Below are 14,517 nucleotides of genomic sequence, written 5' to 3'. Positions count from 1 at the left end.
CCGGCCGGGTAGGTGCGACACCGTTGCGGCTGACCGAAACCGTCAGTGTCAGTCCCTGCCAACCCGCGGGCTTCAGATCCAGCCGCGCCGCCCGGCCTGGACGGCCAACTGGAAGCGGCTGCTCGCGCCGAGGCGGGCCTGGAGGTGGGCGATCCGCCGCCCGACGGTCCGTCCGCTCACCCCGAGGTCGCGCCCGATCGCCTCGTCCGTCAGTCCCACGGCGAGGTGGGCGAGCAGGCGCCGGGACTCGGCGTCGGGACGATCGTCGACCGGTGCGGCGGCATCCGGCCGGTCGGAGGTGTGACCGGGCCCGGCGGGCAGCGACACGCCCATCCGCCAGAACGTCTCGAAGACATTGGCGAAGACCGAGACGAACCCCCGGTGCCGCGTCACGAGAAGGTGGCGGCGGTCGCCGCCGACCCCGGGCGCCGACACCGTCGCGACCTCGCCGTCGAAGACGAACAGGCGGATCGGCAGGCCGGGCACGACGCGGGCCTCCTCCCCGATCCGCACGCACTCCTGGACCGCGGACAGCGCGATCGGGTCGGCGAGCAGGCCCAGGTCATAGACGCCGCGGATCCGCACGCCACGGGCGAGCGCCGCCCGCTCCCCGTCGACCGTGCTGACCGGAGACGGCACGGCCTTCGGCAGGGGCGGATCCACCGGCACGACGGTGCCGATGCTCAGGGCGACGATCTCCTCCCGGGCGGTCGCCACGAGTTCGTCGATGAGCACCTTGGCCTCGAGGCCGCCCTCGATGACGTCGACCGCGCCGGTCGATCCGCGGGTGATCCACGCCGCGTCGAGGTCCGCCGCCGTCCGCCGCAGTTCCCGCAGCCGGCGATCCTGGCGGTCGATCTCGCGGTCGAAGGCGGCCGGTGCGAGCGCGCGAATCGTCGCGCCGTCGCGCGTAACGAGCCCGAACCCGGTCAATTCGCCCACGGCTCCCGCGATGTCGCCGGGGTCGGCGCCCAACCGGGCGGCGAGGTCGGCCGCCGTGAGCGGCGCGCGGGCGGTCTGGCGATAGACCGCGGCGGCGATGGCGGTCAGCGCCGGGGGTTCTTGCGGGTCCATGCCCATGCCTACCACCCGACGGGAGGCTCAGGGGGAGGGGGTGAACGTCGCGATGCACTCGACGTGGTGAGTCATCGGGAAGGCGTCGTATGCCGCCAGCCCCCGAGCGCCACCGTGTCCCGCGCCAGCGCGGCGGGGTCGCACGCGACATAGGCGATCCACCTTGGCCGCAGCCCAGCAACCGCCTCGACCACCTTCGGACCCGCTCCCGTCCGTGGCGGATCGAGAACCACCACGTCCGCACTCGGCGGCAGCAGCGGCGAAGGTCGCGGACGCCGCGGCCGCGAGGCGCGGCGCCGGTCGGGACCGCGCCTCGCGGGCCGGGCGACGCCGAGGAAGTCGTCCACCCGATTCGCCACCGCGACGGCGTGTGGCCACGGAGTCAGGTTGCTCCGGGCGAGGGCGCCCGCGACGGCGTCGGACTCGACGGTGAGCACCTGGCCCTCGGGACCGACCGCGTCGGCGAGGGCAGCGGCGAAAAGGCCTACTCCGGCATACAAATCCAGGGCGCGCTCCCCCGGCCGCGGCACCACCTCGGCGAGAACCCGCTCGACGAATATGTGCGGAGCCCGCGGATGCACCTGCCAGAAACCGCGAGCGGAGACGGCGAAGTCGTGCGCGAAACCGGCCGCTCCGACCCGCTCGGTGACCGTCGGGACCGGGTCCGTGCCCGGCAGCACGCACACGACCGGCTCACCGGCGCTCGGGGCGACGACGTCGAGGGTCGATCCGGGGGGCCATTCCCGTTGCAGCACACCGGTTCCGACCACACGCTGCGACGCGATCAGGCAGTCGTCCAGGGGCACGATCGCCTCGGACCGGTGCGCCCGCATTCCCGCCCGCCCCGCGGCGTCGACGGTGAACTCGCAGCGGCTACGCCAGCGCAAGCCGTCCTCGCGAGGATCCAGCGCGGCGACATCGACGTCGACCTCGAGACCCGCGAGGCGGCGGAACTGTTCTTGCACGACAAGGGTTTTCAGCTTACGCTGAGCCGGGAGCGCGAGGTGCTGGAAGTCGCAGCCGCCGCACGTGCCGGCATACGGACACGGGGGTGCAACGCGATCGGGCGAGGCCTCGAGCACGGCCACCGCATCGGCACGCACGAACCGGCCTCCGGGTCCGAGCTCGGTCACCCGGGCGCGGACGCGCTCCCCGGTCGCCGTATGACGCACGAAGAGCACCTGACCGTCGTGGCGGGCGATCCAGTGGCCCCCGTGGCCGATCGGCCCGATCTCGACCTCGACCTCGTCCCCGACCGCAAGGCCGGTCACTGGCCCATCCGGACCGAGCCGGGGACCGCCCCGGAGTCGAGACGGTCCTCCTGGCCCTCGGAGCTGCGCAGCTGCCAGGGGACCGAGGCGACCATGACACCGGGCGTGAAGTGCAGCCGGGCTCGCAGGCGCAACGCGCTCTGGTTGTGGAGCAACTGCTCCCACCAGTGACCGACGACGTATTCCGGGATGTAGACGACGACGATCTCGCGCGGAGACTCGCGGCGCATGCCCTTGACGTAGTTGACGATCGGGTTGGTGATCTCGCGGTAGGGGCTGTCCAGCGCCTTGAGGGTGACCGGGATGGCGCGGGCCTCCCACTCCTCCTGCAACTCGCGGGTCTCCTCGGGATCGACGTTGACCGTGAGGGCCTCCAGGCTCTGCGGGCGGGTGGCGCGGGCATACGCCAACGCTCGCAGCGTCGGCTTGTGCAGCTTGGAGACCAGCACGATCGCGTGCACGCGGGCCGGGAGCAACTGGGCGGTCGCGTCCACGACCTCCAACTCCTTGGCGACCATCGCGTAGTGCTTGTTGATCGCGGTCATGATCAGATAGATCACCGCCATCGCGGCGATCGCGTAGCCGGCACCGTGGATGAACTTGGTGGCCAGGACCACGACGAGCACCGTGCCCGACATGGCCGCACCGATGGTGTTGATGACCCGGCTGCGGATCATCCGGGCACGCTCGCGCGGGTCCCGCTCCAGGCGCAGCAACCCATTCCAGTGCCGCACCATGCCGATCTGGCTGAGCGTGAACGAGACGAAGACCCCGACGATATAGAGCTGGATCAGCCGGGTGACGTCGGCGTCGAAGATGACGATGAGCAGGGCCGCGGCGCTGGCGAGGATGAGGATGCCGTTGGAGAAGGCCAGCCGGTCCCCGCGCGAGTGCAGCTGGCGAGGCAAAAACCCGTCCCGGGCAAGAATCGACCCGAGGACGGGGAAGCCGTTGAAGGCGGTGTTGGCCGCCAAGATCAAGATGATCCCGGTGACGATCGAGATGAACACCACGCCGGCATGGAAGTCGCTGAACACGGCCTTGGCGACCTGGCCCATCACCGGATCCTGGACATAACTGTCGCCGACCGGCACACCCTCCCGCAGCAGCTGCACTGCCTCGTCGTCGGCGAACTTCACCCCGGTCCAGCGGGCCAGGCTGATCATCGACAACAGCATCGTGATGGCGATCAACCCCATCATCAACAAGGTCGTCGCGGCGTTCTTGCTCTTCGGCTTCTGGAAGGCCGGAACCCCGTTGGAGATCGCCTCGACACCGGTGAGCGCCGCACAGCCGGAGGAGAAGGCCCGCAGCAGCAAGAACGCCAGCGCCAGCCCGCCGAGCGATTCGTAGCCGTGCTCGGCGACCAGCTCGAAGTCCGCGCTCTCGGCGTTGGGCAACGTGCCGCGGAAATGCCGGAACGCGCCAACGGCGCCCATGCCGATCACGCCGAGCATGAACGCATAGGTGGGCAGGGCGAAGGCATTGCCCGATTCGCGCACGCCGCGCAGGTTCATCGCCGTCAGCAGGACGACCAGGGCGACCGCGTATGCCGCCTCGTGGCCGCGGATGAAACCGAGCGCCGTCGCGGCGTTTTGGATCCCCGAAGAGATCGAGACGGCGACGGTCAGGACGTAGTCGACGAGCAACGCGCTGGCGACCATCAACCCCGCCCGCGGGCCGAGGTTGACCGTCGCGACCTCGTAGTCGCCGCCGCCCGAGGGGTAGGCATGCACATTCTGGCGGTAGGACGCGACCACCACGAGCATGACGAACACGACCGCGAGCGCGATCATCCACGAGTGGGTCAGCGCGAGGGTGCCGCCCGCCATCCCCAGGGTCAAGAAGATCTCGTCGGGGGCATAGGCGACCGAGGACAGCGCGTCGCTGGCGAAGATGGGAAGCGCGATGCGTTTCGGCAGCAGGGTCTCGTGCAGCTTGTCGCTGCTCATCGCCTGGCCGAGGATGATGCGCTTCAGGACGCGCCCGACTGCCACGAGCGGCAAGTCTACGGCCGCGGCGGCGCCGCGCCAGTGGCGGTGTTAGCGTCGCCTCGTGCACTTCGTCATCATGGGATGCGGTCGCGTGGGGGCCTCACTGGGCCGGGCGTTGCACCGCCGCGGCCATGACGTGGCCGTCATCGACCAGGACGAGTCCGCGTTCACCCGTCTCGGCCCGACCTTCGAGGGCCGCACGGTCACCGGCGTTGGCTTCGACCGCGACACGCTGATGGAGGCCGGGGTGGAGCAGGCGTATGCGTTCGCCGCCGTCTCCAGCGGCGACAACTCCAACATCCTCTCCGCCCGGGTTGCCCGGGAGACTTTTGGTGTCGAGCACGTCGTGGCCCGGATTTACGACCCCGGTCGCGCCGAGATCTATCAGCGGCTCGGCATACCGACGGTCGCGACCGTCAAGTGGACCAGCGACCAAATGCTGCGCCGGCTGCTGCCCCAAGGGCACCTGCCGGAGTTGACCGATCCTTCCGGGCGCATCGTCATCGCCGAGGTGCCGGTCGACTCTCGCTGGATCGGGTTGCCGCTGAACGCGATCGAGAACGCGACCGGCACGCGTGTCGCCTATGTCACCCGGCTGGGCGAGGGCCTGCTCCCGCAGCCGGACACCATTTACCAGGAGGGCGATTTCGTCCACCTGTCCGCCAACCGGGACGAGCTGGCCGACATCGAGCGCACCCTCGACGGGCCACCCCCCACCCACGAGTGACCCGGAGGAGCCGTCATGCGTGTCGTCATCGCCGGGGCTGGCAGCGTCGGCCGGTCCATTGCCCGGGACCTGCTCTACAACAACCACCAGGTGCTCCTGATCGACAAGGCCGCCAACGAGGTGACGATTCGTCGCGTGCCGGAGGCCAGTTGGCTCGCCGCCGACGCCTGTGAGATCGACGCCCTCAACGAGGCCGGCCTGGCCGATTGCGATGTCGTCGTCGCGGCGACCGGTGACGACAAGGTCAACCTCGTCGTCTCCCTGCTTGCCAAGACCGAGTTCGGTGTGCCGCGCACGGTGGCGCGCGTCAACAACCCCAAGAACGAGTGGATGTTCGACGAGGCGTGGGGCGTGGACGTGGCGGTTTCGACGCCGCGTTATATGACCGCCTTGGTCGAGGAGGCGGTCACGGTTGGCGACCTCGTGCGCATCTTCGAATTCCGCAAGGGTCATGCCTCGATGGTGGAGATGACCCTGCCGAGCGACTCCCCCCACGTCGGCGAGCGGGTCGGGGACCTCGAATTGCCGCCCGACACCGTGCTGGTCGGGATCATTCGTGACCAGATGCCGATCGCGCCCAGCCCCGATGACAGCCTCGAGGCGCACGACGAGCTGCTGTTCCTCACCACCCCCGAGTCCGAGGACGAGTTGGAGAACACCCTCAGCCCGTCCGCGCGGGTCAAACGACCCCGAGAGTAGCCGCCCGGCTACCGCTCGGGGAGCGGCGTGTGCGGGGTCGCGCCGCGCATGAGCATGCCACCCATGACGGCGATCGCGGCCGCCCACAACGGCCAGCCGAGGGCGATCTTGGCGACGCCGAGCGCCGCGACGTTACCGGCGAGATAGAGCGGATACATGATCGCGACGCGGAGGGCGAACATCGCGGTCGTCACGAGGGTCAGCCGCGAGCACACGGCGACCATCGAGGGGTCGCGACGCCAGCGCAGCGGGTCGGTCTTGGCCTCCGGATCCCCCGCCCCGACCAGGAAGCCGATGAACGGCCACTTGGCGAGAACCGAGACGAGGGTGGCCGCGGCATACGCGAGATTGATCAGGATCCCGGGCAAGAAGACGTCCTGCGCGCGGCCGCTGCGCAACGCAAAGAAGGCAGCGATCGCCGTGGCGAACACCGCGGAGAGGACGTATTGCAGGCTTTGGCGCTGGGCCAGCCGCAAGCCGGCCAGGACCACGGCGGCCACGCCCGCCGCGATCAGGCTGGGGCGCAACGACGTGGTGATCGTCCACCCGATGACGAAGGCGATCGTCGGCAACGCCGTCTCCACCGAGCCGCGCCACCCGCCGACGGCGCTCGAGAGCCGGTGTCGGATGATCGCCTCGACCGTCTCGGCCGCCGGTGCCGCCTCGCTCATGACGGCCGGGGAAGGAGGTCGTAGGCGGGGTTGAAGATGGTCGGTCGGCCCTCCCGATGACACACCCGTCCCGTCACCTGGATGTTCACGCCCGGCTCGATGCCTCGGATCCGGCGCCGGCCCAGCCAAATCAGCACCAAGAGGGTGCTGCCGTCGAAGAGCTCGGCGACCAGGGCGAGGGCGCTTGACTGCGGCTGCAGGGACACCGAACGAATCGTGCCCGAGACGGTCGCGATCTGCCGGTCGGCGAGCGTGTCGATCGCGATCGTTCCCCGCGAGCGGGTTTGCTCGCGGACCTTGTCGGCGTGCAACTCGTCCGTTGACTTGGTCAGCCGCTCGCCGAGGCGCCGAAGCATGGCGCCGGGCCCCTTGCCCACTCAGCGGACCTCGGTGATCTCTGGTCCGCGCTCGAATGGGTTGAGGTCCGGCTGCTGCGGCGGTTCCGGCTCGGCCGGCGCGGTGTCCTCCGGCTCCGGCAACCGCAGCGGCAGCAACTCGCGCGGCGCCATCGGGGTGTCGCCGCGCACCACGACCAATCCGCGGACGGCCTCCAGGATGGGACTGGGGGCGTCCGGTTCGGCGGCGGCCCGGCCCGACAAGACGATCCGGAGGAACCACCGCGGCCCGTCGATGCCGAGGAAGCGGGCGGGGGCAAAGACCGTTTGGCCATCGGGGCCCTGCTGCGGCAGGTTCACGGTCAGCTCGGTGCCGTACTCGCCCGTGGACTCCTCCGCGCTGCCGCCCGCGCTGGTGATCGACGCGGCCAACTCCTCGCGGATTTCGGCCCAAAGCCCGCCCGATCGCGGCGCGGCGAAGGCCTGCACCTGCGCTGTCGAGTCGCCGACAAGCAACTGCAGCCCGGTGAGGGCATCGGCCTGCTGGTCGATCTCGACGCGCACCTCGAGGTCGGGATAGGGGGCCACCCACAACGCCCCAAGATCGAAGCGGTCACCGCGGCCGTCGACCTCGTCGGCGTCGAACGGCCCGGTCGGGCGCGGGGTGGGCCCAGCCTCCTCCACCGTGGTCGGCTGCTGCTCGCCCTGGTCGGTGTCGGTGTTGTCAGTGGGGTCGGGTTCCGAAAGTGGCGCGGCGGCGCGGCGGCGGAACAGGCTCACGGTGGATCCTTTGCTGCTCGTGGCGAAGGTGGGCGGCCTCGCCTAGGTGATGGTGTCGTGGTCGGACGGGCTGGCGCCGGCTCGGCCGAAACCGCCGGTGGAGCCGTGCCCAGTCTCCCCCCGGGCGGTGTCCGGAAGCGAATCGGCGGCCGCGAAGTGCGCCCGCGCCACCTCCTGGAGGACCAGCTGGGCGATCCGGTCGCCCGAGTGAACCGTGAACGGCTCGGTGCGGTCGGTGTTGACCAAGTTGACGAGGATCTCGCCGCGGTAGCCGGCGTCAATCGTGCCCGGCGCGTTGACGATCGTGATGCCATGCCGCGCCGCCAACCCCGAGCGCGGGTGGACCAGCCCGACCCATCCTTCGGGTATGGCCAGCGCCACTCCTGTCGGCACGAGTGCCCGCTCCCCCGGCCCCAAGGTCAGCTCGACGGTCGCCGTCAGATCGGCGCCCGCGTCACCCTCGTGGGCATAGCTCGGCAGCACGGCTGCCGGGTGCAGCAGGCGGACGGGGACGATTGGCCGGGTTGTCGTGCTCAGGCGGCGCACTCCGAACAGATGAACACGCCGGCCTTATCGGACGCAAGCTGGCTGCGATGGTGGACGAGGAAGCAACGGGAGCAGGTGAACTCGTCGGCCTGGCGGGGAATGACCCGCACCGACAGTTCCTCACCGGATAGGTCGGCTCCGGGCAGCTCGAACCCCTCGGCCTGCTCGGTCTCATCGACGTCGACGCTCGAGGTCGACTTATCGACTCGTCGGGCCTTGAGTTCCTCGATCGAGTCCTCGGAGATTTCGTCATCGGTCTTGCGTGGTGCGTCGTAGTCGGTGGCCATCGATATCCTCATTCCATCCCAGAACCCGCGTTGGCGCCGGCACCCTGTGCGGGCTCGGCTCCAGCGCCCCAGACAACGCTCGACCTCGCCTTTTTGTGCCCTGCGGCGGGGATTGTGCCCTACGAACGCCGATTAGTCACGTCCCAGGCTCGGCGGACGAGATGGTTGCCTCGTCCAGCGGGCCCACCTGATCGACAATCGTGACCAACGCCTCACGCAGAGCCGGCGCGACCGCGCCCGCGGCGATGGTCATCGCGGCGCTGGGATCGGACTCGGCGAGGCCGCACACGGTCCCGCCGGCCTCGGTGACGATCACCCACCCGGCCGCGAGATCCCACGGGTTGAGGCCGCGCTCATAGAAGCCATCCAGGCTGGCGTCGGCGACGTGGCACAGGTCGAGGGCCGCGCTGCCCACGCGCCGGATGTCGCGCACCTGCGGCAGCAGCGGCGTCAACACCCGCGCCTGCCAGGAGCGGACGTTGGCCGCGTAGCCGAAGCCGGTTCCGATCAGGGCCAGCCCGAGCTCACTGCGGTCGGAGGCCTGCAGGCGGGTGGCCGGCAGCCGGCCACGCTGGCGCCAGGCGCCACCGCGGGTGCGCGCCCAGAAGCGCTCCCCCGAGACCGGGTTGACGACCGCGCCCGCGACCGGCGCCCACTGACCGGGTGCGCGCGGATTGCCGACGACGGCGGCGACGGAAACGGCATACGCGGGGATGTCGTAGACGTAGTTGACCGTCCCGTCGATCGGGTCGACGACCCAGGTCAGCCCGCTCGTTCCGGACAGCGCTCCGTCCTCTTCGGCATAGAAGGCGTCGTCGGGGCGAAGGGCCCTCAGCCGATGCGCGATCAGCTCCTGGGACCGGCGGTCGGTCTCGGTGACGACATCGGTTGGTGTCGACTTGGTGGCGCATACCTGGGCGCTGTCACGCCCGCCGACAAGCAACGCCGCCTCGGACGCGACGCCCAGCGCGATGCGCTCCAGGTCGCGCAGCACGGGGTCCGGGACGGTGTGAAGGGTCATGCGGCCACGTCCGCCGCACACCGGGTCGCCAGCTCGCCGCGGGGATTGGGGCAGCAGTCGGCGGGGCAGGTCGGCGGAGGGCATTGCGGCACGCTCGACGACTCCCCGCGCGCCTCGGCGGCCCGGGCGAATGCCAGATCGGCCAGGGCAGACACAAAGCGTGGGTCGATTCCCAGCGTCGGGGCCCGTTCGAGTCGTATGCCGAGCGCCTCGGCCTGTGCGCGGGCCTCGGTGTCGAGGTCGTAGCGGACCTCCATGTGGTCGCTGACGAAGCCAATCGGCGCGAGCAGGACCGTCGTGACCCCGGCATCCGCCAGCTGTTCTAGGCGCTCCCCCACCCCGGGCCCGAGCCACGGCACGCGGGGCGGGCCCGAGCGAGAGCAATAGGTGAGGTCGACCGGCACCGGCCGACCAAAGCGCTCGCTCAGCCGACTGTGGAGGTGCGCACTGACCCGGGCCAGGGCCGCGGAGTAGGCGTGGCCGCCCTCCTGCGCCGGCCCGGACGAGGCGTCCATCTGCAGCGGAAGGCTGTGCGCGACCGTCAAGACGTGCCCGGCGGGGTCGTCGGCGAGAATCGGGGCGAGCGCGGTCGCGGTTAGGTGGGTGGTGGCGTCGAGCACGGCAGGATGTTCGGCATACGAGGCGATCTTGTCGACGATCAAGCCGGCGTCCGCGGCCCGAGCGAGATCCTCCCGGTATTGGCGGCAGGAGGAATAGGAGCGCAGGCCGCTGGTCAAGATCACGAGAATCCGGCCCGGTGTCAGGCCGGCCAGGACCTCCTCGGCGAACGGCTGGGTGTTGCGGTTGGCCAGGTGCACCGGCACGCTGGCGTGACGCGCCTGCAACTCGGCCGCGAGCGCCGCCACCAGCGCCCGATTCTGGGCGTTGATCGGGCTGACGCCGCCGAAGAGCAGGTAGTGCTCGGCGACCTCGGTCAGCCGATCATCTGGTATGCCCCGCCCGGCGGTCACCCGGCGCAGGAAGGGCATGACCTCATCCGGGGCTTCCGGCCCGCCGAAAGACAACACGACGAGCGCGTCATAGGGGGCAAGCGGATGCGTTGGCACGCCCCAAACCTACCCTCGCGGCGTGGCCCTCTCCCGTTGGCCGGTTCGGCATGGCAGAGTTCGGAGTCCACCATGTCGCCGCGTCGGCGACCCCGCCCCCGGCTCAGGGAGTCAGACACCCATGCAGGAGCTGCGTTTTGTCGGCGTCCACGAGGACGGCAGCCATGTCCTGCTCGCCGACGAATCCGGTGGCCGCTACCGGTTGGCGATCGATGACGGGCTGCGCGCGGCGGCCCGGCGGGCCGGCGCGGCGAGTGCCGGACCCACCGAGCCGGCGCTGACCGCGCGTGATGTCCAGACGCTGATTCGGGCCGGGCACAGCACCGATGAGGTCGCCGAGCGGGCGGGCTGGCCGGTGCGCAAGGTGGCCGTCTTTGAGGCGCCCATCCTCGCCGAGCGCGGCTATGTGGCCGGCCTCGCCATGAACACCCGCCTTCGCAGCCGGGTCGATTCCGGCGAGGGCGAGCTCCTCTCTGCGCGTGTGGAGCGACGCCTGGCCGGGCGCGGCGTGAGCGGCGAGCAAGCCGAATGGGACGCCACCCGGCCCGAGACCGGCCGCTGGCAGGTCCACGTCGTCTTTCCCGCCGGCGGCCGCGAACGGCAGGCGAGCTGGCGCTTCGAGCACGCGAGCGGCATGTTGGAGGCACTCGACGACGAGGCCCGCTGGCTCTCGGAGGAGGACAGCGCGGCCGGGTCGGCGAGCGCGCCGCGGCTGGGTGGTGAGGTGGTGTATGACGTCGACGCCGCCGGCGGCCTCGGGGCTGACGAAAGCCTGATGACCGCCATCCGGGAGCATTCGCACGCCGGCGAGCGGCGCGGACGCGCCCGGCGGGTACGTCCGCGCTCGCGCGGCGAAGACCGGCCGAGCGAGCTGCCCCAAAACACCGCAGGCCGGGCGGCGGGCGACGGCAGGCAACTAGACAACCCGGCCACCATGGTGGGCGCGCAGGAGTTGCCGATCGAGGATCTGGCGGTCGAGACACCGGCGGACCCGGTCGATCCCGATGAGGAACCGGTCCAGGACGCCTTGGACAACAACGAGGAGCTGGTGCTCGTCGCACTGCAGCCGACCACGGATAGCGCGGAGACCGACACCGCAGACACCGACACCGCAGACACCGACACCGCAGACACCGACACCGCAGCCATGGACAGCGCGCATGGCGACAAACCGTTCACAAGCCCTGTCGACAGCGCCGCTGCGGACAGCGAGTCGGTCGACGACCGAAACCGCGAGGAGGACTCGTCGGCGCCGCTGCCGGCTCCGCCAGAGGCCGAGGCCACCCCACGAAAACGCACCACCCGCCGCCGCGGCCGGGTCGGGGTGCCCGACTGGAACGACGTGATGTTCGGCCCGTCGCGCGGCGCCGACGCGCCCTAGACCTAGACAGCCCTCGCGAAGGGCGGCTGGAACGGTTCAGCATCGGCACAGTCACTCGCCGCGCAGCCCACACTTCACGCGCGGCACAGCCCCCCTCTTCCCCGGCCGCTCTTTCCCCGGCCGCGCAGCTCACCCACCGTGCGGGTCGTCGCCGGGGGCCGGCAGGGCGCAGGCCGCCAGCTCCAGCGGCAGGACGTCGGCCGATAGGGCAGCCGCTCGTGCCGCCCGGCTGTTCATGCGTCGCATGAAGTGGCGGCGGCAGAGCACCTCATATTCGACCTCGCCGGCCGCCGTCCCCGAGGTATCGCCGACGACCACCTGCTCCCCCTCGACCACCATCACTCCGTCGACGATCCGAGCATTGTGAGTGGCCCGCCGTCCGCACCAGCACAGCGCCTCGACCTGCGGCACCTGAACTCGGTCGGCGAGCTCGATCAGCCGCCGCGAGCCCGGGAATAGCTGGGGGCGGAAGTCCGCGGTGATCCCGAACGCGAAGACATCGACCTCCATATCGTCGACCAGCCGGGCCAGCTGCTCGACCTGCGTGGGGGTATAAAACTGGGCCTCGTCGCAGATGACGTAGTCGACCCGGTGACCGCCCGTGCGGTGGGCGACCACGACATCCCACAGGTCCATCGCGTCGGTCACCTCGATCGCCCCCGTGGCCAAACCGAGCCGGGAGGAAAGCACGGCTTCGCCCGCCCGGTCTAGCCGGGTGAAGATCAACCCTCCCCGCCCTCGCGCCCGATGATTGTGGTCCATCTGCAGGGCGAGGGTCGACTTGCCGCAGTCCATCGTCCCGGAGAAGAAGACCAGTTCCGCCACGACCGCCAACCCTAAGTCACCGGCTCCCGCGATCGGGCCTGCGGCCCAGCGCTCAGGCGGCGCGGGCGGACAGGGTCAGCAGCGGGACGGCGGTCTCCTCCAGGGTCATCGACCCGTGCATCCCGAGCAGGGTGAGCAGGATCGGTTTGGAGGTGCGGGAGTCCTCCACCGCCAGACCGGCACCAAAGGCGACCACGACGTCGCCGATCCGGGCAACATTGCGCTCGGCCGTCGGCCCGAACCAGCCGTCGGCAATCGCCTGCTCGCGCACCCGCACCAGCGCGGACTGCCCGAACCGGGAACTCCACGTCGCGGCGACCTCGGCGGCGGCACCGGGACGGCAGTAGAGGTGCGGGGCCCGCGGCTCCCCAGCCGTGGCGACAATCCCGGCGTCGAGTTCCCTGTCGACCGCCAGATCAATGCGCTGGTCAAAGGGGACATCGACCATGCCGTGATCGGCGGTGATGTGCAGGCTGGTGTGCGCGGGCAGCTGCTCGGCCAAGCGCCGCAGCTGCTCGTCGGCATGCTCCAAGGCCGAGATCCAGGCGGGCGAGTCGCACCCCGACTCGTGGCCGGCCTTGTCGATATCGCCCCAATACACATAGACGAGTGCCTGGTCATGATCGCGGAGGAACCGCACGGTCGCGGCGACGCCGCGCTGGAGAGTGGTGGCCCCGAGGAAGCGCCCGCCGCGCAACGCGGCGACGGTCAGCCCTGATCCGTCGAAGCGCGGCAGCCCGACCCGGGCTACCGCCAGGCCCTGCGCTGCGGCCAGCTCGAAGACGGTGGCCTCGGGCTGCCAGCGCCGTGGGTCCGGTCCCCCCTCCCACGACAGGTGGTCAAAGACGGCGCCGGTCTCGGGGATCTTGCTCTGATAGCCGAGCAGGCCGTGCTCGCCGGGCGCCAGACCCGTGCCGAACGACGCCGTAGACGTTGCTGTTGTGGCCGGAAACCCGCTCGCCAGCACCTGCCCATCGCCGAGCAGGCTGCGCAGGAAGGGCGCATGCCCCGCCCGGCGGCCCAGCAGTTGTGCCCCGAGCCCGTCGAGCAGAACCACCACGCTGCGCCGCGCCGGCGGCAACACCAGCGAGGCGGGTCGATCCGCCAACGGGTGGCCGAGAGCGGCCAGGACCGAGGGCAGCACATCCGGCAACGCACCGTGCCGATAGCTGGGCGGATGCAACGGCGGCGGGGCGGGTGCGAGCGGCATACGAAAGAATCAGCGGCCGATGCTGGCCGAGAGCGCGTTGGCGAACGCGAGTGCCGCGGACAGGGCGGCGCTGCCATCGGCGTCGGCGCTGATGCGCAGCACGAGATCGTCGGAGGCGATCGTCCCCTCGTAGCCGTGATCGGCCTCGCAGTTGGCGTCACCGCACCCGGCGGGCACCAAGTCGACCCGGCTGACCGTCCCCCATCCCAAGGTCAACGTCAACTCCCGTCCCAGGCTGCCGCCCCGATAGCGGCTGGGATCGGCGACAACGTGCGTGAGCATCACGCCGCGCACTACCCGCAAGGGGATCGACTCGGTCGTTGCCGTGGCGAGGTCCTCGCGGCCTTGGGGGTCGTCGGTGTAGTCGTCGGCGTGGGCGATGATCAGGCGTGTCGGGGTCAAGACGAGCACGGTCACATGCCGACGGATCGCGTCCTGGTCGAAGGTCGTCTCCTGATGGACAAGGTGCGAGCGCACTTCTTCGGGTCCCAGGGCGGCCCCGATGACGTCAGCGACGAGCTGAGGGTAGTAGCCGGCTTGTTCGATCGCGGCACGCAAGGGCGCCGGCAAAACCGGCAGCGCCGGTGTGGAAGGACGCGAAGGCATGCCGACCATTGTGCCCCAGGCCC

At 70.6% G+C, this 14,517-nt stretch carries 16 protein-coding genes; 3 read left to right on the top strand and 13 right to left on the bottom strand.

Annotated features, from left to right (window positions below):
• Positions 1–72: 72 nt before the first annotated feature.
• The 3 genes from V9G19_RS05575 to V9G19_RS05565 form a co-directional block, all read right to left on the bottom strand.
• On the bottom strand, positions 73–1,074 hold the full coding sequence (locus V9G19_RS05575; RefSeq protein ID WP_462284497.1) for a helix-turn-helix transcriptional regulator: 1,002 nt from the start codon (positions 1,072–1,074) through the stop codon (positions 73–75).
• 71 nt (positions 1,075–1,145) lie between these two features.
• Positions 1,146–2,345: a class I SAM-dependent RNA methyltransferase gene (locus V9G19_RS05570; protein WP_462284496.1), complete on the bottom strand. Its 1,200-nt coding sequence runs from the start codon at positions 2,343–2,345 to the stop codon at positions 1,146–1,148.
• Entirely contained in the window at positions 2,342–4,297 is a 1,956-nt protein-coding gene (locus tag V9G19_RS05565; RefSeq protein ID WP_462285031.1) for an APC family permease, read from the bottom strand. Before V9G19_RS05565 ends, V9G19_RS05570 begins: the two co-directional genes overlap by 4 nt.
• Before the next feature lie 103 nt (positions 4,298–4,400).
• Between V9G19_RS05565 and V9G19_RS05560 the strand changes: the two genes are divergently transcribed.
• Positions 4,401–5,066: a potassium channel family protein gene (locus V9G19_RS05560; RefSeq protein ID WP_462284495.1), complete on the top strand. Its 666-nt coding sequence runs from the start codon at positions 4,401–4,403 to the stop codon at positions 5,064–5,066.
• 15 nt (positions 5,067–5,081) lie between these two features.
• Positions 5,082–5,765 (top strand): potassium channel family protein, encoded by a 684-nt coding sequence (locus V9G19_RS05555; RefSeq protein ID WP_462284494.1) that lies wholly within the window; start codon positions 5,082–5,084, stop codon positions 5,763–5,765.
• An 8-nt stretch (positions 5,766–5,773) separates the two neighbouring features.
• Here V9G19_RS05555 and V9G19_RS05550 read toward each other — a convergent pair whose 3' ends face one another.
• From V9G19_RS05550 to V9G19_RS05520, 7 genes are all read right to left on the bottom strand, one after another.
• Positions 5,774–6,436, bottom strand: coding sequence for a DUF3159 domain-containing protein (locus V9G19_RS05550; protein WP_462284493.1), 663 nt, complete (start codon positions 6,434–6,436; stop codon positions 5,774–5,776).
• Positions 6,433–6,813, bottom strand: a complete 381-nt coding sequence (locus V9G19_RS05545; protein WP_462284492.1) for an OB-fold nucleic acid binding domain-containing protein — start codon at positions 6,811–6,813, stop codon at positions 6,433–6,435. Before V9G19_RS05545 ends, V9G19_RS05550 begins: the two co-directional genes overlap by 4 nt.
• A complete protein-coding gene (locus V9G19_RS05540; RefSeq protein WP_462284491.1) occupies positions 6,814–7,551 on the bottom strand; it encodes a DUF3710 domain-containing protein in 738 nt (245 codons plus the stop codon).
• Between the two features lie 42 nt (positions 7,552–7,593).
• Complete coding sequence (gene dut / locus V9G19_RS05535; protein WP_462285030.1) at positions 7,594–8,088, bottom strand: dUTP diphosphatase; 495 nt, start codon at positions 8,086–8,088, stop codon at positions 7,594–7,596.
• Complete coding sequence (locus V9G19_RS05530; RefSeq protein WP_462284490.1) at positions 8,085–8,384, bottom strand: DUF4193 domain-containing protein; 300 nt, start codon at positions 8,382–8,384, stop codon at positions 8,085–8,087. The genes dut and V9G19_RS05530 overlap by 4 nt, the downstream gene beginning before the upstream one ends.
• Before the next feature lie 136 nt (positions 8,385–8,520).
• A complete protein-coding gene (locus V9G19_RS05525; RefSeq protein WP_462284489.1) occupies positions 8,521–9,405 on the bottom strand; it encodes an inositol monophosphatase family protein in 885 nt (294 codons plus the stop codon).
• Positions 9,402–10,472, bottom strand: coding sequence for a ferrochelatase (locus V9G19_RS05520; RefSeq protein WP_462284488.1), 1,071 nt, complete (start codon positions 10,470–10,472; stop codon positions 9,402–9,404). Before V9G19_RS05520 ends, V9G19_RS05525 begins: the two co-directional genes overlap by 4 nt.
• A gap of 121 nt (positions 10,473–10,593) precedes the next feature.
• Here V9G19_RS05520 and sepH point away from each other — a divergent pair, with 121 nt between their 5' ends.
• Complete coding sequence (sepH, locus tag V9G19_RS05515; RefSeq protein WP_462284487.1) at positions 10,594–11,853, top strand: septation protein SepH; 1,260 nt, start codon at positions 10,594–10,596, stop codon at positions 11,851–11,853.
• A 129-nt stretch (positions 11,854–11,982) separates the two neighbouring features.
• Here the strand turns inward: sepH and V9G19_RS05510 are convergent, their stop codons facing one another.
• The 3 genes from V9G19_RS05510 to V9G19_RS05500 are packed head-to-tail and all read right to left on the bottom strand — an operon-like array spanning position 11,983 to position 14,503.
• Positions 11,983–12,678 carry a thymidine kinase gene (locus V9G19_RS05510; protein ID WP_462284486.1) on the bottom strand — a complete coding sequence of 232 codons (696 nt, stop codon included), beginning with the start codon at positions 12,676–12,678 and terminating at the stop codon, positions 11,983–11,985.
• Positions 12,679–12,730: 52 nt separating this feature from the next.
• Positions 12,731–13,888, bottom strand: a complete 1,158-nt coding sequence (locus tag V9G19_RS05505; protein ID WP_462284485.1) for an alkaline phosphatase family protein — start codon at positions 13,886–13,888, stop codon at positions 12,731–12,733.
• Positions 13,889–13,897: 9 nt separating this feature from the next.
• Positions 13,898–14,503 (bottom strand): DUF5998 family protein, encoded by a 606-nt coding sequence (locus V9G19_RS05500; RefSeq protein ID WP_462284484.1) that lies wholly within the window; start codon positions 14,501–14,503, stop codon positions 13,898–13,900.
• Positions 14,504–14,517: the final 14 nt, after the last annotated feature.

This window comes from Nostocoides sp., assembly GCF_037045025.1.
Classification (GTDB): Bacteria; Actinomycetota; Actinomycetes; order Actinomycetales; family Dermatophilaceae; genus Nostocoides_A.
The sequence above is the reverse complement of the archived record's forward strand: the minus strand, read 5'-3'. Positions and strand labels throughout refer to the sequence as shown.